Source organism: Spiribacter roseus, assembly GCF_002813635.1.
In the GTDB taxonomy this organism is placed as follows: Bacteria; Pseudomonadota; Gammaproteobacteria; order Nitrococcales; family Nitrococcaceae; genus Spiribacter; species Spiribacter roseus.
Window position 1 is genome coordinate 1,143,004 of the sequence record NZ_CP016382.1, and the last position, 20,076, is coordinate 1,163,079.

At 59.9% G+C, this 20,076-nt stretch carries 17 protein-coding genes; 5 read left to right on the plus strand and 12 right to left on the minus strand.

All coding sequences use genetic code 11. The features are described from left to right. Nucleotides 1-343 precede the first annotated feature (343 nt). The 5 genes from pqqA to pqqE are packed head-to-tail and all read left to right on the plus strand — an operon-like array spanning nucleotide 344 to nucleotide 3,503. Nucleotides 344-418 (plus strand): pyrroloquinoline quinone precursor peptide PqqA, encoded by a 75-nt coding sequence (gene pqqA, locus BBH56_RS09705; RefSeq protein WP_148122757.1) that lies wholly within the window; start codon nucleotides 344-346, stop codon nucleotides 416-418. A gap of 39 nt (nucleotides 419-457) precedes the next feature. Further along, a complete protein-coding gene (gene pqqB / locus BBH56_RS05635) occupies nucleotides 458-1,372 on the plus strand; it encodes a pyrroloquinoline quinone biosynthesis protein PqqB (RefSeq protein WP_148122207.1) in 915 nt (304 codons plus the stop codon). Then, nucleotides 1,350-2,099, plus strand: coding sequence for a pyrroloquinoline-quinone synthase PqqC (gene pqqC, locus BBH56_RS05640; RefSeq protein WP_148122208.1), 750 nt, complete (start codon nucleotides 1,350-1,352; stop codon nucleotides 2,097-2,099). Before pqqB ends, pqqC begins: the two co-directional genes overlap by 23 nt. Beyond that, entirely contained in the window at nucleotides 2,096-2,380 is a 285-nt protein-coding gene (gene pqqD, locus BBH56_RS05645) for a pyrroloquinoline quinone biosynthesis peptide chaperone PqqD (protein WP_148122209.1), read from the plus strand. Before pqqC ends, pqqD begins: the two co-directional genes overlap by 4 nt. Beyond that, the gene (pqqE, locus tag BBH56_RS05650; protein WP_148122210.1) at nucleotides 2,370-3,503 is read left to right on the plus strand and encodes a pyrroloquinoline quinone biosynthesis protein PqqE; all 1,134 of its coding nucleotides are present in this window, start codon (nucleotides 2,370-2,372) and stop codon (nucleotides 3,501-3,503) included. Before pqqD ends, pqqE begins: the two co-directional genes overlap by 11 nt. 8 nt (nucleotides 3,504-3,511) lie before the next feature. Here pqqE and BBH56_RS05655 read toward each other — a convergent pair whose 3' ends face one another. From BBH56_RS05655 to dsrO, 12 genes are all read right to left on the minus strand, one after another. Next, nucleotides 3,512-4,798, minus strand: a complete 1,287-nt coding sequence (locus BBH56_RS05655) for a S9 family peptidase (protein WP_159309993.1) — start codon at nucleotides 4,796-4,798, stop codon at nucleotides 3,512-3,514. A gap of 583 nt (nucleotides 4,799-5,381) precedes the next feature. Continuing rightward, a complete protein-coding gene (locus BBH56_RS05660) occupies nucleotides 5,382-5,897 on the minus strand; it encodes an OsmC family protein (RefSeq protein WP_148122212.1) in 516 nt (171 codons plus the stop codon). A 31-nt stretch (nucleotides 5,898-5,928) separates the two neighbouring features. Then, complete coding sequence (locus tag BBH56_RS05665; RefSeq protein ID WP_157809106.1) at nucleotides 5,929-7,947, minus strand: sigma-54-dependent Fis family transcriptional regulator; 2,019 nt, start codon at nucleotides 7,945-7,947, stop codon at nucleotides 5,929-5,931. Nucleotides 7,948-8,838: 891 nt separating this feature from the next. Further along, the gene (locus BBH56_RS09605; protein ID WP_157809107.1) at nucleotides 8,839-9,582 is read right to left on the minus strand and encodes a type 2 periplasmic-binding domain-containing protein; all 744 of its coding nucleotides are present in this window, start codon (nucleotides 9,580-9,582) and stop codon (nucleotides 8,839-8,841) included. Next, a complete protein-coding gene (locus tag BBH56_RS05675; protein ID WP_148122215.1) occupies nucleotides 9,566-10,393 on the minus strand; it encodes an ABC transporter permease in 828 nt (275 codons plus the stop codon). The genes BBH56_RS09605 and BBH56_RS05675 overlap by 17 nt, the downstream gene beginning before the upstream one ends. A gap of 13 nt (nucleotides 10,394-10,406) precedes the next feature. Beyond that, nucleotides 10,407-11,357 (minus strand): ABC transporter ATP-binding protein, encoded by a 951-nt coding sequence (locus tag BBH56_RS05680; RefSeq protein ID WP_148122216.1) that lies wholly within the window; start codon nucleotides 11,355-11,357, stop codon nucleotides 10,407-10,409. Between the two features lie 8 nt (nucleotides 11,358-11,365). Further along, complete coding sequence (locus BBH56_RS05685; protein ID WP_157809108.1) at nucleotides 11,366-12,235, minus strand: substrate-binding periplasmic protein; 870 nt, start codon at nucleotides 12,233-12,235, stop codon at nucleotides 11,366-11,368. A gap of 121 nt (nucleotides 12,236-12,356) precedes the next feature. Continuing rightward, complete coding sequence (locus BBH56_RS05690) at nucleotides 12,357-14,030, minus strand: PQQ-dependent dehydrogenase, methanol/ethanol family (protein WP_148122218.1); 1,674 nt, start codon at nucleotides 14,028-14,030, stop codon at nucleotides 12,357-12,359. A gap of 85 nt (nucleotides 14,031-14,115) precedes the next feature. Next, nucleotides 14,116-14,703 (minus strand): QcrA and Rieske domain-containing protein, encoded by a 588-nt coding sequence (locus BBH56_RS09710; protein ID WP_148122219.1) that lies wholly within the window; start codon nucleotides 14,701-14,703, stop codon nucleotides 14,116-14,118. A gap of 376 nt (nucleotides 14,704-15,079) precedes the next feature. After that, nucleotides 15,080-18,184, minus strand: coding sequence for a molybdopterin dinucleotide binding domain-containing protein (locus tag BBH56_RS05700; RefSeq protein WP_148122220.1), 3,105 nt, complete (start codon nucleotides 18,182-18,184; stop codon nucleotides 15,080-15,082). Next, on the minus strand, nucleotides 18,177-19,283 hold the full coding sequence (nrfD, locus tag BBH56_RS05705) for an NrfD/PsrC family molybdoenzyme membrane anchor subunit (RefSeq protein ID WP_148122221.1): 1,107 nt from the start codon (nucleotides 19,281-19,283) through the stop codon (nucleotides 18,177-18,179). Before nrfD ends, BBH56_RS05700 begins: the two co-directional genes overlap by 8 nt. Further along, entirely contained in the window at nucleotides 19,280-20,044 is a 765-nt protein-coding gene (gene dsrO, locus BBH56_RS05710) for a sulfate reduction electron transfer complex DsrMKJOP subunit DsrO (protein WP_069133934.1), read from the minus strand. The genes nrfD and dsrO overlap by 4 nt, the downstream gene beginning before the upstream one ends. Between the last annotated feature and the right edge of the window lie 32 nt (nucleotides 20,045-20,076).

Below are 20,076 nucleotides of genomic sequence, written 5' to 3' on the forward strand. Positions count from 1 at the left end.
CAATGGCTAGGGCCCAAGGGGATGGGCCGCGCCCAGGGACGCGGCCCAGGGAGCAACCCCGGTATTTTATGTCATCTTTTAGATGACATCACCGTCAATGGCGAGGCAACCGCTCGGCCACCCGTCGCTGATTGGAAAGGCTGGATTGCGCGGCCCGACTTTGTGTGTCACAACCGTGACAGGGCTCCTTAGCCCTGAGGCATCGTAGTGTAATTTCGGAACAAATTCGAATGATGTAGCGTATGGTTTGGGTTGGTATGGCCCTTGCATATCCAGTGGTGGCCGACACGGTCGACCGCTGCCGGGTAAACTCGGTGAGATGTCATGAGAGGAGGAAAAGAAAATGGAGTGGAATAAACCTGAGTATCAGGAAATGCGTCTGGGTTTTGAAGTCAACCTTTACGTAACAGCTCGATAAGACCCTGCGGGGGCGGATTCCTGCCCCCGCTTTACAACCATGCATATACGCGTTCTCGGTTCCGCCGCCGGCGGAGGATTTCCGCAGTGGAACTGCGACTCGCCCCGTTGCCGAGCCGCGCGTCGCGGCCGACTCGTCAGTGAACGCCGGTCGCAGTCATCAATTGCAGTATCACAAGACGGCCATCACTGGCTGCTGGTAAACGTATCACCCGATATCCGCCAACAGATCCTGGACAATACAATGCTGCACCCATCCGGCGCAGTGCGAAGCTCTGGGATTGCGGCCATCGCATTGATGGACAGTCAGATTGACCATGTCACAGGGCTCTTAATGATGCGCGAAAGCTACGAGCCTCTGTCTATCTATTGCACCAAGCGGACCGAAGAGGATCTGCGGACCGGGTTTCCGATTTTCGAGATGCTGAGCCACTACTGCCGTGCGTCGGTCACACACCTGCCTCTAGACGGGCACTCGATCGAGCCCGACGAAACACCCGGCGTTCGAATTCTCCCAATCCCGCTCACCAGCAAGGCGCCTCCTTACTCACGCCACCGGCAAGATCCACGCCCCGGGGACAATGTAGGGTTCGTCATCGATAGTCCCGATACCGGAAAACGAGCCTTTTACGCTCCTGGGCTGGGTGAAATCGACGACCGTTTGAGCGCCTGGATGGCGAGCGCCGATATTATTATGGTGGACGGCACGACGTGGACGGATGACGAGATGTCCAAGGTCGTCGGCGGCAAAAAGACCTCGCGCCAAATGGGTCATCTGCCGCTGACCGGCGAGGGCGGCATGCTTGATGTGCTCGCCGACTACCCTCTCGCTCGCCGAATACTCGTCCACATCAACAACACTAACCCTGTGCTCGACCCCGAATCCGCTGAGCGGGCTCGGTTAGAGGCGATGGGTATCGAGGTATCTTACGATGGCATGGACATCCGCTTCTGAACCGATAACCGCTGCGCTGTCGGCCGATGAGTTCGAGCGCCGGTTACGAGCAATGGAGCGGTATTACCATCTCCACCATCCTTTCCAACAGATGATGGCCCGTGGCGAGCTGACCCGCGAGCAATTGCAGGGCTGGGTCATCAACCGCTTCTACTACCAGGTCAGCATTCCTCGCAAGGATGCTGCCTTGCTCGCTAACTGCCCCGATCCGGAGATACGCCGCGAGTGGGTGCAGAGAATCATCGATCATGACGGCCGCGATGACGATCCTGGCGGTATTGAGGCATGGCTGCGGTTGGGAGAGGCGGTAGGTGTGTCGCGTGAGCGACTGCTCTCTCTCGATGAGGTCCTTCCCGGCGTGCGTTTCGCGGTGGACGGATATATCACCTTTGCCCGTGAACGGCCCTGGGAGGAGGCGGTCTGTTCCTCTCTAACAGAGCTTTTTGCACCGGAAGCCCACCGCTCGCGCCTCTCCACCTGGCCGCAGCACTATCCTTGGGTGGATAGTGACGGGCTTGACTATTTTCGGAACCGCCTGGGTCAGGCTCGGCGAGATGTCGAGCATGGCTTGTCAATCACTCAGGCACATTTTCGCAGTGCCGAGGCTCAGCAACGGGCGCTGGAGACGCTCGGCTTCAAACTGGATGTGCTCTGGTCAATGCTTGATGCCATGTATCTGGCGTTTGTTATTGGTATGCGGCCATATCAGGCGATCGAAGACCCATGAACGGCGATGTACGAGTCCGGCTGAGTGCCGGCATGCGTCTTCAATGGGAAACCGCCCAATCGGCTTACGTCATGCTCTACCCAGAGGGAATGATCAAACTCAACGAGCCGGCCGGCGAGATCCTGTCTCGATGCGACGGCCGGACTGTGGACGCGTTGATCGGCGATTTACAGCAGGCGTTCCCACGCGCCGATTTGACAGCGGATGTCATCACTTTTCTGGAAGAGGCCGACTCCAAGGGCTGGCTGAGAACAACGAAAGGGGAAGACGATGGCTATTGAGGAGAGCGAAGTGCGGGCCGTTGCCAATGCGACGCCCATCCCACTGTGGTTGTTGGCTGAGGTAACTTATCGCTGTCCGCTACAGTGTGCCTACTGCTCGAATCCAATTGCGTTTGCACGATATCGCGACGAGCTTGAGACCGAGGAGTGGTTGTCGGTACTGGATCAGGCGCGAGCAATGGGCGCTCTTCAACTTGGCATTTCTGGGGGTGAGCCGCTGCTGCGTAAAGACCTTGAGACGATCGTTGGACACGCTCGACAGCTTGGCTTCTATACCAATCTGCTTACATCAGGAGTGGGGTTAAATGAGGCACGTCTTGGCGAATTAAAACGCGCAGGGCTTGACCACATTCAGATTAGCTTCCAAGCCGATAGCGGTGGCCCCTCGGACGAGATCGCGGGTGGCCACCATTTCTCGACGAAGGAGCGGATGGCTCAGGCAATCAAGGCACATGAATACCCGATGGTGTTCAACGTCGTTATGCACCGCCACAACCTCGATCGTGTTGACAGCATTCTGCAGCTGGCCTGGGATCTTGGTGCCGATTATGTTGAGCTTGCAAATACGCAGTATCACGGCTGGGCTTATCACAACCGTGCAGCACTGATGCCTACACGCGAGCAGATCCAGCGCGCCGAAGCGGTGACGCAGCATTGGCGTGAGAAAGCCGGCAACCGCATGCAGATCTACTTCGTCGGTTCCGATTACTACGACGAAACCGCTAAACCGTGTATGAACGGCTGGGGCACAACGTTTCTCGGCGTCGCTCCGGATGGTCGGGCCATGCCATGCCATGGAGCAGCAGAGCTACCGATCGAACTCCCATCTGTCCGCGACGAGCGCTTACAGGCAATCTGGGAGGACTCGCATGCGTTCAATGTCTTCCGCGGTCACGACTGGCAACCAGAGCCGTGCAGTAGTTGCGAATTACTGCATAGCTGCCACGGAGGGTGCCGCTGCCAGGCCTTACTGCTCGCCGGTGACGCGTGGGCGACCGACCCGGTCTGTCCGAAGTCGCCACTCCATGAGCGGGTCGTCCGTGAAGTCGAAGCAGCCGACAAGAGGAAGAACGAGTTCCCGTTGGTGATGCGCAATGTCAAAAACAGCCGCTCACTATCGTGATGGAATGCTCAATGTCCGAGCATTCCCCGGACGAACGCCAACTCGCTACTCGCCGCGGACCGGATATTTGCTGCGTTGCGCAGACCGTGCCCCTCGGCCGGATAGACGTGAAGCTCTGCGCTGCCACCATTGGCGATCATCGCATCGGCCATCGCAGTTGCCTGACTGAGGGGCACGATCCGGTCAACGTCGCCCTGGATCAGCAGGACCGGCGTTGTGATCTCATGGGCATTCAGCGCCGGCGAGCGACGGGCATACCGAGCCGAATCGCGCACTGGGTCGCCGACCAGAAAGTCAAGGTAACCCCGTTCAAAGCGGTGGGTGAGGGTAGACAACCGAGCCAGATCAGTCACGGCCCACCGACACAACCCCCCTCGGAAACGCCCGGTCTGACGCAATGCATTCAACACGGTTAGCCCACCCGCGCTATTCCCGGCGATAAACATCTGCCCGGGATCGCACAACCCCCTGGCCGCAACCGCATCTGCCATACAGATACAATCATCACGGTCGGTAATGCCCCAGTTGCCGCGCAGACGTTCCCGGTAGTGACGACCATGCCCGCTGCTGCCGCCATAATTGACCTCCAGCACCGCAACACCGTGCCCGGTCCAGAACTGGACCTCTGGATTCCACGCCGGACTGCGCATGGCTGTTGGCCCGCCATGTGCCCGTAGCAAAAGCGGCGGCCGTCCAGCCTCTGGGCCGCTAACATCCGGACAGTGGGGGCGGTAAAGATAGCCATGAACCTCGCCCTGCATGCCTTGTGCAACCATCTTCTCCGGCCGCGATACACTATCCGAATCCGGGCGGGCTTCCAGGCAGACCACTCTTTCGACCTTGCCCGACGCCATATCCAGTCGACATACTGCAGCCGGTGCGTCTTCTCGGCTGCCGAGATACCAGACATCGTCGCCGCCAGACTGAAGCTGCGTGATATCCACCTCGGCAACGCCAAAGTCCCGAACAACGCCAGTTTGCTGAATACTTACAACAGCGCAACGGGCCGAGTTCACCTGTACAGCAATCGTAACGTCATCCGCGATGCCAACGTGATGCCCGTGGGCCAGCTGCCATGGCGGCCGGCCGATATCGGCAGCAAGTTCAACCAATCGTCTGCGTGACTGACCGGCCAGGCGATAAAGTTGCCACCAGCCCGCCCGATCATCGAGGTAGTACAGCGATCCATCAGCGCCCCACCGTGGCTCGATTACCGAAGACTGACCGTCGGTCAATGCCTCGTAGGTGCCGCTTTCAATGTCCAGGCGCCACAGACGCGAGCGGGTCCAGGGCATCTCATTCTCGGCCCACGAAATCCAGGCGACCCAACGACCATCCGGGCTGAGACGAGGACTGGCACAAAAGGGCTCGGCCTCAGCAACCGGGTGAACAGCGTCACCAGATTGGAGATCCAGCAAGACAAGCCGCGTCAGATCCTCACCCGGGGCCTCCTGCAAAAACACCAAGCGGCTGGTCGGTGGGTGGACATCGCAATCTGCGTGGCGGCAGCCAGACACCGTGTGTAACGGTACCGACTTACCCTGAGATGTCAGGGCCCACACGCCCTGGTCCTCATCCTGTATGAAAATCCAGGGGTAGGCCCGGGTGCCGGACCAAATCGCTCGCCCACCGTATCCGTGCACCCGGCATCTCGGCGCGACGCCGTCGGGCGACCACACGGTGGTCACGTCACGATCAGCGACACGCAGACGAGTCGAACCGTCAGCGGGGTCATGCTCTGACCAAGCGAGTGATGAACCGTCTGGCGTGACAGCAAAGCCAGTCACCCGCTTTTGACCGGCAAGCGCCTCCACCCCTACGGTGCCAGGCCAGTCTCTCCAAGGAAGGACGGTATGGTTCACAAGAGCATTTGGCGCATCAGGTGTCGGAACGGACGAACCGAGCCGATTGATGTGGCGGTGAAGCAAGTGTTTGGTAGATCACACAATAACGCTCGGTTAACTCAATCAGTTTACCGAGCTTTGCATCATCCGCGTCACTCTCAAGTTCGAAGCGCAAATGGACGTCGCGCAACCCCACCGGCACTTCCGGGTCCAGCGCCAGCGTGCCGCGTGCATCCCAATGGCCCTCAGCGATCACTCGACTCTCCCTCAGCTCGATGCCCATCGCCGTTGCAACACTCTTGAGCGTCACCCCGGCGCAAGCGGCGAGCGCCTGGAGGAGCATATCGGCGGAGCATGCCCGTGAACCATCTCCTCCTGCCGCGGCGTGAAGACCAGCAACCACTTCACCTGACCAAGTCTGAAGCTTGCACGCGATGTCCTCATTGGCCAACTGCGCCTCGACACTAACGGGGACTCGCGCCGATTCGGGCTCGTCCTTATAGTGCTCTTTGAGCGGCTGTTGGTATGCACGCAGTTCTTGTGCGTCCATGAATCTGTGTCCTTTCAGGTTTTAAACGAGTTCAGCTCTCGGTATCTATGCGGTATTTCTTGAGCTTTCGGTACAGCGTGTTGCGACTGATGTTTAGTTTATCCGCGGTTTTTGTGATGTTCCAGCGATGCCTTCTGAGCTCCCTGAGCAGAGTGTCCCGCTCAGCGTCCTCCAAAGGACTGTTAATCTGCCCATAAGCATCTTCAACCGTTTCGAGCGAGTCCCGACCGGATACGCCGCCTGACACAGCGGGAGAAATAAAATCTTCCTCCCCAACGATTACCCTAGGCAGGTCTCTAACTCGAATGATGCCGTCATCACAGAGTGCAAGAGCCGTTCTCAGACAATGCCGGAGTTGCCTGATATTACCAGGCCACCGGTAGTCTAGGAGTCGCTGATACGCGGCCTCATCGATCGAGACGTCCTGATCACCCCCGCTTTCAGCAGTGAGCGCAGCGGTGATGACCCTGTCTTTGTCGCTCCGCTCCCGCAACGCCGGAAGCTCGAGTGCAATGGAGTTGAGGCGGTAGTAAAGATCTTCGCGAAACAGCCCGTCCTCGACCAACTGCTGTAGGTTTCTGTGAGTGGCGCTGATGACATTCAGCTCAACCGGCACCACTTCCTCGCTACCAAGTGGCGTGATCTGTTTCTGCTCGAGCACCCGCAGGAACCGCGTCTGTAGTTCCGACGGCATATCGCCGATCTCATCGAGAAACAACGTGCCTCCGCTAGATTCGAGCACTTTCCCCCGCATACCCTCTCGCTTCGCGCCAGTGAAAGCCCCATGGCGATAGCCGAAGAGCTCGCTTTCAATCAGCGACTCCGGGATAGCGGCGCAATTCATGGCGACAAAAGGGCGCTTGTGACGTGTACTGGCGTTGTGAATCGCCCTAGCGAGAACCTCTTTCCCGGTACCGGTTTCCCCGCACAAGACGATGGGGACATCCCGGTCTAGCACGCGACGTGCACAGCGGACGATCCGCCTGACCTGCTCGTCGGCATTGTGGGCCATCGCATCGAGTGAGAGTTCCCCAGCCTCGCCACATTCTCCACCAGCTGGGTCGTCACCAACTCTCTTAGACCTTACGTTCGGAGACGCTTTTATCGAAGGGCCCCGCAATGTGCCGATGAGCTCCATGCCGGAGCGAATATCGCGCAGGCGCATCGGGGTATCGCCCTGGACCAACGCGGTCTTGTGCAGCGAATTGGCTGTTATTCCAAACCGCTCCTCGACGGACTCATTCACTACCGAGTCGGCGCTCCGTATTGCGCATAGATCACGCGCTCTTTTGTTGAATGCGAGTGTTCGACCATCTCGATCGACCGCCACCATTCCTGCACTAGGAGAATCGATCGAAGATGCCGTTTCGTTAAATCGAAGTACAATCTCGTTGCGGTAATAATTGAGGAAAAAAAGATTTTCGATGATCCGCGCCGACGTCCGCACGAGAGCGATTGTGTGAATTGGAACCTCACGGTCGCAGCTCGCTTGAGCCGAGGAAACATCGAGAACCGCGACCATGCGGCCATGCGGATCACAAATCGGCGCCGCCGTGCACGACAGCTCCATATTACGGCAAAGAAAATGCTCGTTCCGATGGATTGTCACCGAGCGTTTTTCGGCAATGCAGGTACCGATCCCATTCGTGCCGACCGTCGACTCGCTCCAGTCGGCTCCAGGCAGTAGCCCAACTCGCTCAAACTGCTTAGTAAGCCCGGGATCACCCAGCCGATCCAGAACATATCCATCTGCATCAGTCAGCAGGACGGAGTGCCCCGATTGAGCGATCTGCCGATAGAGGTCTCTCATCTCGGCCCTAGCAATGGAATATAATTCCCCCAGCTGATCGCGCCGGCGCCGAAGGTGAGGCTCTTCGAGGACGGCCTCAATCCCAGGCAGTCCGGGGTCTAGAGAGTGCTCGACGAGGGAACGCTTCCAAGATAAGGCGACCCGAACTTCCTCCGGTCGGATCATCCGGCTCGGCGTATGCGCGCTCACCCGTCGAACAGACTCCTCCACCTGCTTAGAGTGGTTGTAATCAAACCCCATTGTGCTCTCCTCCAGCAACAATCTACAGAGTCCGCCTGTGACTATCGCTCATATTATGTTCTGACGGTGAATGCTCTTGTGGTGGGTGTCAAGACGCTGAGTCGGCTGCTCTATTCCATGACATTGAGTCGGCTGCTCTATTCCATGACATAGTGTGCCAATCCTTAACAGAAATCGACTCCAAATGCGGGCACGGCTTTTGCATTGTGTTGATTTGGTTATGGAAAAGACGAATTTGGACGGACCAAATGACGCACCCTCGGTCAATGGCAAGCCGCCTCTGGTATACGACAGTGTCAGTCGCCGTTGTGCTCTGCATCGGGGGGTGGCTGGCTATCGAAACATTGGCGGGAGGCTCCGAGATCGCGTGGGTTCTCGTCGAATGGAACGGCGCCATGCGTCACCTTTCCATCAGCCTCGGCAGACTTGTGGAGGCGTTACTCATCGCCCTCGTCTTCGGCATACCGCTGTCAGTTGCCTCTCGGCGACTGCCGGGTTTAGAGGCCACCATCACGCCGATTTTACTAACCCTTCTGGCTGTGCCGTGGGTCCTTCTGGCGGCTGCCGTCAATATGATGATTCACCTTCGGCTGGAAAGCGAACAAATGGTAGTAATGGCTGCAGTGGGTGGCGGCGCCTGGCTAACCGGCTCACTCGCTCCCCGTCAGCTGAGTCACTTGGAGCGGCTAGAACGGGCGAGGTATGCACTTCGCACTGTTATTTTAATGTTAATAGTTGCCGAAATGATTTCTCTCACTCAGGGTCTTGGCAGCCAACTTCGGTTCTACACGCTGTACTGGAGCCCAGTACTTTTACTGCTATACGGCGGGCTTGCCGCCGTGCTTCTGGGATGCACCATCGCGATCGGGAGATTGGGCAGCCCAGGTATCATCAAGGGGACGGAGCGACTCGCCGGACCTCACGGTTAATCGTTGTCCGTCCCTTCCATGTGGCGAGTGCTAGCGTCTCAACAGGTAACCCCGTCACTGTCCTAACCTGTCGGTCGCCCGCAAGCCATCGTGCCACCGGCCGGAGCGAAACAATCGCCCCCACGTCACCGCGCTGCAGAGCATCCCGCGCCTCTCTAGCGTCAAACAAAAAAAGCTGCTCGTAGCCCTGATCGCGGATCCATCGTGCCGCCTGCCCGCGGTCAATCCCCCAAAAAGGAACGTAAAGCCCCGTCGGCCCTGCGCCCGGGTCACCAACAATGGACCATTCGGCCGTACGATAGGGCACGAGCTCCATAAGTGCCCGCGTCTCCTCCGAGCCAACAATGCCGCCCACGACTAGCTGGCAAGCCGACGGACGCATGCCCCAATCGCTCGGATCGATGGTGTCGCCCCAGCCCGGCTGAGGATTCCACTGAACCGACACGTCAATATCCGCAGCAATCAACCGAACGAGTTCAGCCTCGCTCCCTTGGTACTGGTTAACCCCGGAATCGGGCGTCAAAAGGGGCGGGAGCGACGGTGGAACACAAACAGTCAAAGCACCGCCCTCGCGCACCTGCGCCAGAGAAGATTCGGGTGGCAGTTCGCGGACCACGAGCAGCATGATGACCCCGGCAATGATGAGCAGGCCGGACCGACCGATGCGGCGCAATATCCAGTGAACGCGTTTAGCGGCGAAGCGCATGGTATGCCAAGGCAATCGGGATGAGAACAAAAGCCGACAGCACCACTCGGGCCGTGACTGGATCAAACTGGCGATAACTCAGCATTGCCCAACGGAGCTCATCAATGGCGTAGGTAACCGGGTTGGCATGTACCAGGAACACCAACCAGGCCGGAAAGCTCTGTAGCGCTTGCTCCATCGACAAGGATGGATCCAGCGGAAAAATTGAACTCCCTAGGAAAAAAGCGGGCAAGATAAGTGTGTTGGCGAACACTCCAAAACCTTGAAAACTACTCATCCGTGATGCAAGCAATAGACCAATGGCAGTAAACGCCAACGCAACCGCCACCATGGGAAGTAGCGCCGCAAACAAACTTGTATAAGAAACCGGCACATTCGCGGCCGGGAGCAGGATCATCACCAAAAGCCCCTGAGCCATGGCAATCGTAGCACCGCCGACAAGCTTGCCAAAAAAGATCGCACCCCGTGGCGTGGGCGAAGCAAACACCTCGCGCGAAAACCCGAATTCACGATCCCATATGAGCGACACCGCCGATTGGATGGCGGGGTACATCAGATTGAGCACAACAACCGCCGGCAGGATGAACTGAATGTAAGTGAAAGGCACCATGAAAGTGGTTTCACGCAAACCAGTCCGGAAGTACGGCGTCAAACCGATGCCGAAAATCATCACCCACAGAACAGGCCGGCTGAAGGCACCAACGATCTGCCCACTGTCGCGAAGCATGCGCAGGACTTCCCGCAGCCATACTGCGTGTGTCGTAGCCACGAAATCATGTGTGTATTGCAGAAGGGGTTTCAGTACTGTCATCTGAGAAACCCCTTCAGATCCCCATGTCAGTCGTGCGATCACGCAGCCCGCGACCAGTCAGATCGATAAAAACATCCTCGAGGCTTGGATCGACAACCTCGAGACTATCAACCATGCCCCACTGGTGTTCGTCTGCGACGAGCTCCTGAAGCAGCGCCTCCGGGTCTTCCGACTCAACCTGTATCACCGAGTCCCGTTGCTTGCATTTCCCCGGAAAGCGGTCGAGCACAGCCTGTCGGGAGGACTCATCGCCTATCCACAAATTAATCAGCTTACCCCCGATACTCTGGCGGAGCTTAGAGGGATGGTCTAAGGCCTGAAGCGCACCGCGATCGATTATAGCGACCCAGTCAGCTCCTTCTGCTTCGCCGATCTGGTGCGTGGTGAGTAACAGCGTTACCCCATGCTCTTTTTGCAGGCGCTCGAGATATTCCCAAATACGCCGGCGGCTCTGGACATCCAGGCCGGTAGTCGGCTCATCCAATACGACCACCGTCGGTTCATGGAGCATGGCGCGGCCAATTTCCAGACGGCGTTTCATGCCGCGCGAAAGATTGCTAACCGGAGCGTTTGCCCACTGCTCCAGTTCAACAAGTTCCAAGACTCCCCAAGCACGCCGACGCCGCTCCCGGCGCGGTACCTGGTAAATCCTGGCGTGAAAGATCAAGTTCTCGAATACGGTCAGCCGATCATCAAGGCTGGCCTCTTGAAAGACCAGGCCGAGAGATCGGCGCACCGCGCGAGGAGCACGCCGCACATCGAGCCCCGCCACCGAGACACTGCCCCCGCTTGGCCGCAGCAGTGTACACAACGCATGCACTAGCGTTGTCTTACCAGCGCCGTTTGGCCCGAGCAACGCGAAGAAACTTCCCTTTGGAACCGAGAAACTCACCCCGCGCAATGCCTCAACGCTGCTGTAACTGTGACGCAGATCCGAGACCTCGATGACGGCGGCACTATCCATGGGATTTTTCAGTCATCGTCGTCATCATCCCCGAAATCGTCATCTGGCAAGATTGCATCGGCGGCCGCTGGTTGAAAAGCGTCAGCAGAAAACCCAGCTTCGGTGATGATCTCTTCCATCCGGCCCGTCTCGATCATGCGGGATATCGCCTGATCGAACTTTTGGCGGAGAGTTGGGCGATCGCTGCGCAGACCGGCAAACACATACCACTCCATGTTCGGCAGGCTAGTGACCGGATGAGCGGACAGCCCCTCGGATTCCAGGTCAGTGATCTCTGCGTACAGTGGCGGCGCGTACACGATTGCATGGTCGACCTCGCCTTGCTTCAGGGCTGACGCAATCGCATCGGATGACTGGTACCTCTTCACGGTGACACTGTCCGGACGGGTGGTCATGAGGAGCATGTAGGGGACACCCCGACCTTGCAGAGCAAGCACATCGTCCGCGGAAAGGTCGGTAAGGCCCTCGACCGAGGATTCACTTGACACAAACTGGAAGCCCGTCCGAAAGAACGGCTGACTGGCGAGCATCTCTTCGTCGGCCGGGTAATCGAATGCAGCCGTTGTGCTGCCCGGTAAGCCCATGAACGCATCGCACTGAGTCGCCAGCCTGACTAGGAACTCTTTGCGCGTGGCGACCATCTGGTAACCGCTTCGCTCCTCCTCTTCGCGGGTCACGACAAAATTTGCGGGTCTGCCGACACTCAGAGCGATTTCGTCCGCAATGGCCTGTTGCGCCCGCCAGGTGGGATCACGCTTGTCAATGCAAAACCGTAATTCAGGGCTCGTCTGGAGCCGGCTGTTGGGGAAAGGATACTGGTCGGGGTAGTCCTTGGCGCTACCAGGCGCCGAAACGGCAAGAAAAAAAACGGCGACCATGACCGCTCTCACAGTTCTAATGTGCATTGTAACACCTCAGCGAAGCTGATCTGCAACCGGCTCAGAAAGCAGCGGCGCCCCGGAGAGGGCGCCGCAAATACACTTTACGACGTCACCTGAGTTAGCTCTCACTTAGCTTGAACACCCAGAGCGTGCCGCCCATTGGAATGTTGTTGGTGAGCTCGGCTACTGGACCAGCCCAGAGCGGAATCGCGCCACCGAAACCGGACCACACCGCAACGTACTGCTCTCCGTCGACGGCGTAGGACACCGGTGTCCCGGTCACGCCCGAATTGGTGGTCATGCTCCACAGCTCTTCACCATTCTCGGCGTCGAAAGCCATAAACTTGCGCTCGTCAAGATTTCCTGAGAATACAACACCGCCACCTGTGGTGAGCACGCCATTCCAAAGCGGTGCGGTGAACTCCTGCGACCAGGCCTGCTCACCCGTTGCCGGATCGATCGCCTGCAGCATGCCAACGTGGTCGTTGCCGGGGACCTGGTACATCTCGAACTCTGCCCCGACGTACGGAGCACCTGCGCTGTACTCTACCTGCGCCCCCCGGATTTTCATGCACCACTCGTTGGTCGGTACGTACATCAAACCGGTGTTCGGATCATAGGCAGATGGGTTCCAGTTTTTCGCACCGAGGAAGGCCGGGCAGGCGTCGACGGTCTTTCCAATAGCTGGTCGGTGAGCAGCGTCAATGATTGGCCTACCGTTGGACCCCACCTCTTCGAAGATATTGGTCTCGGCATAGGGCCACGCATTAACGAAATCAACCTCGCCCTTGTCGCGGGCGAGTCGGTACAACCACCCGTTACGCTGTGGCGAAGCGATCGAGGGTTCACCATCAATGTCAATGAGCATGGGCTCATTCGTTCCGTCAAAATCCCAAGCGTCGCTGGGGCTGTACTGGTAGGCATCTGTTATCTCACCGTTGTCCGGGTCGATAGCGATCACCGAGACAGAATGGTGCAGATCATGCTCGTCGCCGCGGGCCGGATCAATCCATGGCGACGGGTTTCCGGTTCCCCAGTACAGGGTGTGTGTATCCTGATCATAGGTCCCAGTAAGCCAGGGCGCTGCACCACCCGTCTCGTGCGTATCACCGGGCCAGCTTCCATCATCGACCGCGGTGTGTGCTTTCCAGACCTCGGCCCCTGTTTCAGCATCATAAGCGCTGACATAGCCCCGAACCCCGTATTCGCCTCCGTGGACGCCGACGATGATTTTGTCATCGACAACGATCGGTGCGGAGGAAATAGCGTAGCGCTCCTTGTAATTATCAACGGTCGTATCCCATTTGATCTTACCGGATTCGGCATCAAACGCGATCACGTGCGCATCAAGTGTACCCATGTACACAGTATCCCCGTGTACGGCGACTCCCCGGTTAACCACGTCACAGCAAACAGCAACATCGTCGGGCAACTGCCGTTCGTAGTCCCAAATCAGCTCCCCCGACGCCGCATCCATCGCATAAAGCTTATTGTAGGCGGCGGTAACGAACATCATTCCGTCATTAACGATGGGCGCTGCTTCGTGTCCCTGGGTGACGCCGGAGGAAATCGTCCAGGCGACCTCCAGATCGGCGACGTTGTCCGTGTCAATCTGATCGAGCGGGCTATAGCCCCATCCTTCGTAGTTGCCCCGCCAATGGAGCCAGTTGCTGGCTTCTGGGGCTTTGAGTCGGTCCGACGTTACAGATGAGTAACTGTCAGTGGCATGAGCGCTGTTAAAGCCCGCGGTAAGAGCCGCCGCAGTCAACAGCATTATGCTTTTTTTCATCATCACTGCTTTCTCCTCCTAGGTCCCAGATCCTCAACCTCGAGGCTGGTTGTTAACGGTCTATTCATCACCGATTCTTTGACGATGCTTATCCAACCTTCCCGGCGAAACCGCCGGTAGCGATTAATTTCGCCCCGTCCACAGTCACGGGTAACATCGGCAGCCCACGTTCGGCAGGTCCAGCCACCCGTTTCCCTCCCGCGCGGGGCTCGAAGATGCTGCCGTGGCAAGTGCATGCAAGTTTGCCCTCAGCGGTTCCAAACGTACCCACGTCAGATACAAGGCATCCCTGATGCGAGCAAATCGCAGACACTGCCACAATGTCTCCGGCGGCCATAGATTCGAACTCCGCTTCGAGCTCCTCCCTTGGAACCCGCACCACCGTAACTATGTTTTCTCGAGCATCTCGCACTTGCCCGTCAGGCGATTGCGGCTTTGCGAGCACTGGCTCAAGGAATTTAAGACCAGCCGGATCAATTGGAAGACCTGTGTTATCTCCCTTAAAATGCACCAACACATCTCCGGCGGAGGCCGTGGCAGCCGCCTTAACCTGCTCTATCCGCGCACCAAACATCGCGCCGACGCATCCCGTGACGCCCGCGCCCAATAACATCCGACGCTGTTTGTTGAAACCTTCGCTGTCAGTTGCCATATCAGGCCTAACCTCCCACGCCATTCACCTATCCATGAGGTGTTTGTGTTTGACTTATGCCACGCGAGTCTTTGTTCTCGGAGCTCGCAGTTTGAGCTGGCAAATCGCGTGCCAACTGCTTTAGAACTCTGTTCTATGCGGGTGCTCGTTGCGGTGTGTGGACAGACAAGTCAGGTTCAGCTCACAATCTGACACGAGCAAGCTAGCGTGTGACACACTTTGTCCCGTAATAACGCACTCGGTAGGAGCGAAGTAGCAGCGGCTGCGGTGAACAACAGAATGGTTCGGCGCAAACATCTGCAGGACATGGTCGGTATTAAGTTACGATCAGGTGCATGGGCACACATTGGAGGATTTTATTCGACGGTCAGCCGTCATCGCCGTGCCGACATCGGTGATGTCACTCAAAACGCCCGTCCTTCGGGCTGTGCAATGCGACCCGCTCGATCCGAGCCGGCAGCGCCTGACGCACCGAAGCACCCGTCACCCAGTCCAGCCAGGCATTGCCCGAACTGTGCGTGGGATCCACCAGCCCCAGATCATTGAGATTGACGCCGGCGCCGATGGCCTCGTCCCCGGGCAATGCCGTGCCGTCGATGGTGTGCGTGCGCGCACCCAGTTCGCGATGCCCATAACCATGCTCGATGGCCACCGCGCCACGCTTGACGCCGTCACGCAGCATCGCGACGCCTTCAACCGATCCCCCGGGGGTCACCACCCGCACCCGGTCACCGGTGTCGATACCGGCGGCCTGAGCGTCCCGCGTATTGATTCCCACCGGATTGTAGGGATGGATCTGGCGGAGTCGCGAAGCGGCAATCGAGTGCGGGCTCTGGAGGTGCGACTTGTACGAGGTCAACCGCAGGGGCCAGTGATCGACCGGATAGTGGCGTTCGACGCGCGAGCCATCGGCGAAACGTGGCGGATGGAAGGTGGGGCAGCCCGTGAAGTACTCACCACTCAGTGAGTGGCGCTGGCTGCCAACCGTTTCGTTCCACACCGTGGCCGGGCGGTCCCAGTGGGTCACCGGGCCGGCATCCTTGGCCGGCGCCTCGCCAAAACGTCCGCCGCGGCAGAAGACATAGGCCACCCGGCGCCACTCCTCGGGCTTGAGATGCGACTGGAGTGTCCCGGCGATCCGCTCGACGCCAGTCAGACGCATGTCATCCTCGGCGGCCTCGGCCACGGCCCCGCCGTCCCAGGCCACATTGGCGGCGCCACGCAGATACCAGTCCGCTGCACTGTTGAGCGGGTGTAGGTTGCCCTCGGCATCGGGAATGGCCCTATCGCCAAAACCGGGTAGCCCCAGGCGTTTCGAGACGGCAATCAGGAAAGCCTCCATGCTGAGCGGCTCGCCGTCCGGGGTCTTGCCAACGCGCGGTTCGACAATCGGCCAGCGTGCGCTGGTCATGCGCTGCTTGACGCCCGCCCAAGCCTTGGAAAACCCCCAGCCCTCGTAGGTCACCAGATCCGGCACCAGGTAATCGGCGTAGGCGTTGGTCTCGTTGATGAACGGCTCAATACCGATGATCAGGCCGATGCGGCTGGGATCCTTGAGGCGCTCATCGATCGCCTTGCGCAACCCGGCCTGGCCGTAGATCGGATTCCCCATGTGGTTGATCCAGATCTTTGCCTGATAGGGGTAGCCCTCGAGCGCCGAGCACAGATGTTCGGTGAATAGCGGCGGGGAGACCGGATACCACGGGGCCTTCGCGGGATAGGGGTTGCGCCCGGCGGCGACTTTGCGCTGATACTCGCTGCTCGCCTCGTAAGTCGTGCGGCTGCGCGACAGAAAGATCCCCTGCGGGCCGACCTTGCCGGGGAAGTTGGCCATGTCATAGCGCTCGCCGGCACCGGTATTGGTGAACGGCTGGCCCTTGACGAAGGTTCCCCCCGGGGCATTGAGGTTACCCACCATGGCGTTGAGCATGACGATGGCGTAGGAAGTGTAGAAGGCACTGCCGTTCATCACACCGCCATGGGTGTTGATGACCGCCTTTTTGCCGTGGCTGGTGAACTTGCGCGCCAGCGCCTCGATGGTGGCCTCGGGGACGTCGCACTCGGCGCTGTACTCCGCCAGCGACAGACGCCGTGCTTCCTCGGTCAGGCGTTGCATCGCCGATTTGACGGTCACGCGGCTGCCATCAGCGAGCGTCACCTCGCGGGTCACGAACAGCGCCGCCGGCCGCGGTGCCGTATGGGCCATCCACTCGTCCGCCTCGGCATCGATCACCACCGAGTCATCGGCGTTGTCCGTCCAGCCCAGGTCCCGACCACGCAGAATGCGACCGGTCAGTTCATGTTCCTCGGTACTCACGACCAGGTGAGTGGCGTTGCTCCAGCTGGGCTCGCCGGCGGCGTCGCGGGCTGCGGGCCCGGGCTGGGACAGGTAGGCATGGTCATAGCGCTCGTGATCGATGATCCAGCGGATCATGGCCATGGCCATTGCCGAATCACCGGCTGGACGGATCGGTACCCAGTTGTTGTTGCTGCGGGTCGCGAGACTCGAAGAGTTGGGCAGCGACGGCGCCACCACCACGTATTCAAACCGCCGGTCGGTGCGGGCGCTTGCCAGCTGACGGCCCTGCTGCTTGTAAGGGTTGCCGGCATGCGCCGGCGCCGTGCCCATGAAGATCACGAACCGGGCGTGATCCCAGTCCGGCTTGGCATGGGTGAAGCCTTTCATGTCGTCGAACAGCGCACCCGAACCCACGCGATAGCCAAGGCCGCAGTACGAACCGTGATGGCCGAAGTTGCGGGTCCCGAAGGCATTGAAGGTGAATCGCTTGACCAGATCGCGGCGGCCGTCCGGGCCGGCGTCGGTGACCAGCAGCCGGTTGGCCACCGGCCCGTACTCGGGGTTCTCGGGATCCATGAGCGTTTCGGTGTCATGAATGGCCCGCAGTCCATCGACCGCCCCCTCGCCGAATAGATCGCCGCCTTCGGTGACCTCCTCGATCAGCTGCTCAAAGCTGATTGTCTGCCACTCGCCCGCGCCCCGCGGGCCGACCCGTTTCATCGGCTGGGTGATGCGCTGGGGATTATCGAGCAGCTCGAGCATCGCCGCGCCACGCGCGCAGGCGGCCGATCGGCCGTCGATCCCCGCGTCACCGCCGAGCCCGGTGTACGCCGCACGGACCGAGTCGGCGTACGGCCGCGGATTTTCGTGGGACAGGGGATGGTAGGGGTTGCCCGCGATCCGCAGGACCCGGTTGTTGACCGTGTCCACCCGGGCCCGGATACCGCACTGGGTCCAGCAACCCAGGCACTGGGTGAGGCTGACGACCTGGCCGTCAGCCGGCGTCAGCTCACCGGTATCGGCGTCGATATGAAATTCCGGAGTCAGCGCATTGCCGGTGATCCGGTCCGTGGTCGGCTCGCCGGCGCTGCCGCTCAGTAGCCCCTCGGTGGCCTTTTTGACCGGCCCGACATAGCCCGCACCGAACACTCCAAGCCCGCCGGCGGCGACGCCCCCTTTCAGCAGGTTGCGACGATTCTTATCCATGAGCCACCTCACGCATTGATGGGTTGGGGTGGACGGCGCCGCGATTGGCGATGATTCCCGGCAGGATCATCAGCACCGCAAGCCATAGACCGAATACACCCAGAATGCCGAGCAGCCCGTCGCTGCCCAGCGGTAAATGATAGGGATAGAGCCCTGCTCCGTATTTCGGCACGCTCTGGACGTCCATCAACACGGCCCAGCGGAATGACCATGCGGCCAGCAGTGCGAGTGGCGCCAGCCACCATGCCCGCGCGATCCCCCTGGGCGTGCGCAGCATCCACAGCGCCGCCAGCAGCAGTCCGCCGCCCACGGCCACCGACAGGGCAAACACGATCCGCCAGTAGGCGAACTGCTCGACGAGGCGCAGAAAAGCCTGGAATGACACCGAGCCATTGATCCAGCCAGTCACCGCCCAGCCAACCGCACCGACGCCGGTGGCGATCAGCGCCAGCACGAAAAGCCGTACGGTGAGACGCTGATCGCCGGGCGTCGCGGCGAAGATCCGCGCCTGGGTAAAGACAATGGCGGCGAGGCTCGCCATGAAGGCGGTGAGGGCCAGATTGACGATCATCCATTCGGTGTGCCAGAGCGCCCTCGCCTTGACGATCATCACCTCGGAGCCGGTATAGAGCAGGATCCCCAGAGCGCCAATGAACATCACGCCGGCAATCCATGGCCGCAGCGCCTGTCCCGACCAGTTGCCGGCCGCCCACAGCGCGAGCCAGCGCGGCGCGCCCCCGGCCTTGAACACCGCGCGCTGCCAGAGCACCCAGTAGCCGAGCAGGCCGGTCATGAACACCGGCAGGATCAGCGCACCCAGCGACATCCACGACCAGGGCGTGATGTCGGTGTAGAAGTGATAGAACCGCCCGGGTTGATGCAGATCCGCCAGCAGCGCGATGGGCGCGATCACGCCCGTGGAGATCGCGACGACCAGCGCCGGGGCCTGAAGACGCTGCCAGCGGCCGCCGCGGACAAACTCGCCGATGGCGACCAGTATCGCCGCGGTTGCGGCCATCCCGACAAGGAAAAAGTATTGCACCGCCCAGGGCAGCCAGGCGACTTCCTGCTGCGGGACGATGATTTCGGCGATGTTCATGACACGGCCCCCATGACGCCGCCGTGCTCGGAATCGAACCACAGGCCACTCTCGCCCTGGATGCGCTCGATGAAAGCGTCGGTCATGCCGATGTAGAACACATGCGGTCGGGTATCGAGCTCGGGCTTGAGCACCTTGACGTCGTCGTAGTTCTCGCTGAGCACCCGATTGATATGGCTGTCGGGGTCGTTGAGATCGCCGATGATGCGCGCACCGCCGACACAGCTCTCGACGCAGGCCGGCAGCAGCCCGGCCTCCAGCCGGTGCACGCAGAAGTTGCACTTATCGGCCACTTGCGTTTCGTGGTTGATGAATCGCGCGTCGTAGGGGCAGGCCTGCACACAATAGCCACAGCCCACGCACTGATCGCTGTCCACCACCACGATGCCGTCCTTGCGCTGCCAGGTCGCCTGGACCGGGCAGACCGGCACGCAGGGTGGGTTGTCACACTGGTTGCAGAGGCGTGGCAGCATCACCGCCGCCGTTTCCTCGGAGGCGTTATCCGTGACTTCGTACTGATGGACGATGGTGCGGAACTGACCCACCGGCGGCTGGTTCTCGATCGAGCAGCTCACCGTGCAGGCCTGACAGCCGATGCAGCGCCGCAGGTCGATGGCCATGCCGTAGCGCTTGCCGGGATCGCCGCCACGCCGCGGGGGTTGATCGTTGAGGCCGGCCTCGACCTCCGAGAGGGGCATCACGGCAACACCGGCGGTGACTGCCGCGGCCTTGCCAAGAAATTGCCGGCGCGATACATCCATTGCGGGGCTCCGTTGTAGCGTTGCCCCCACTG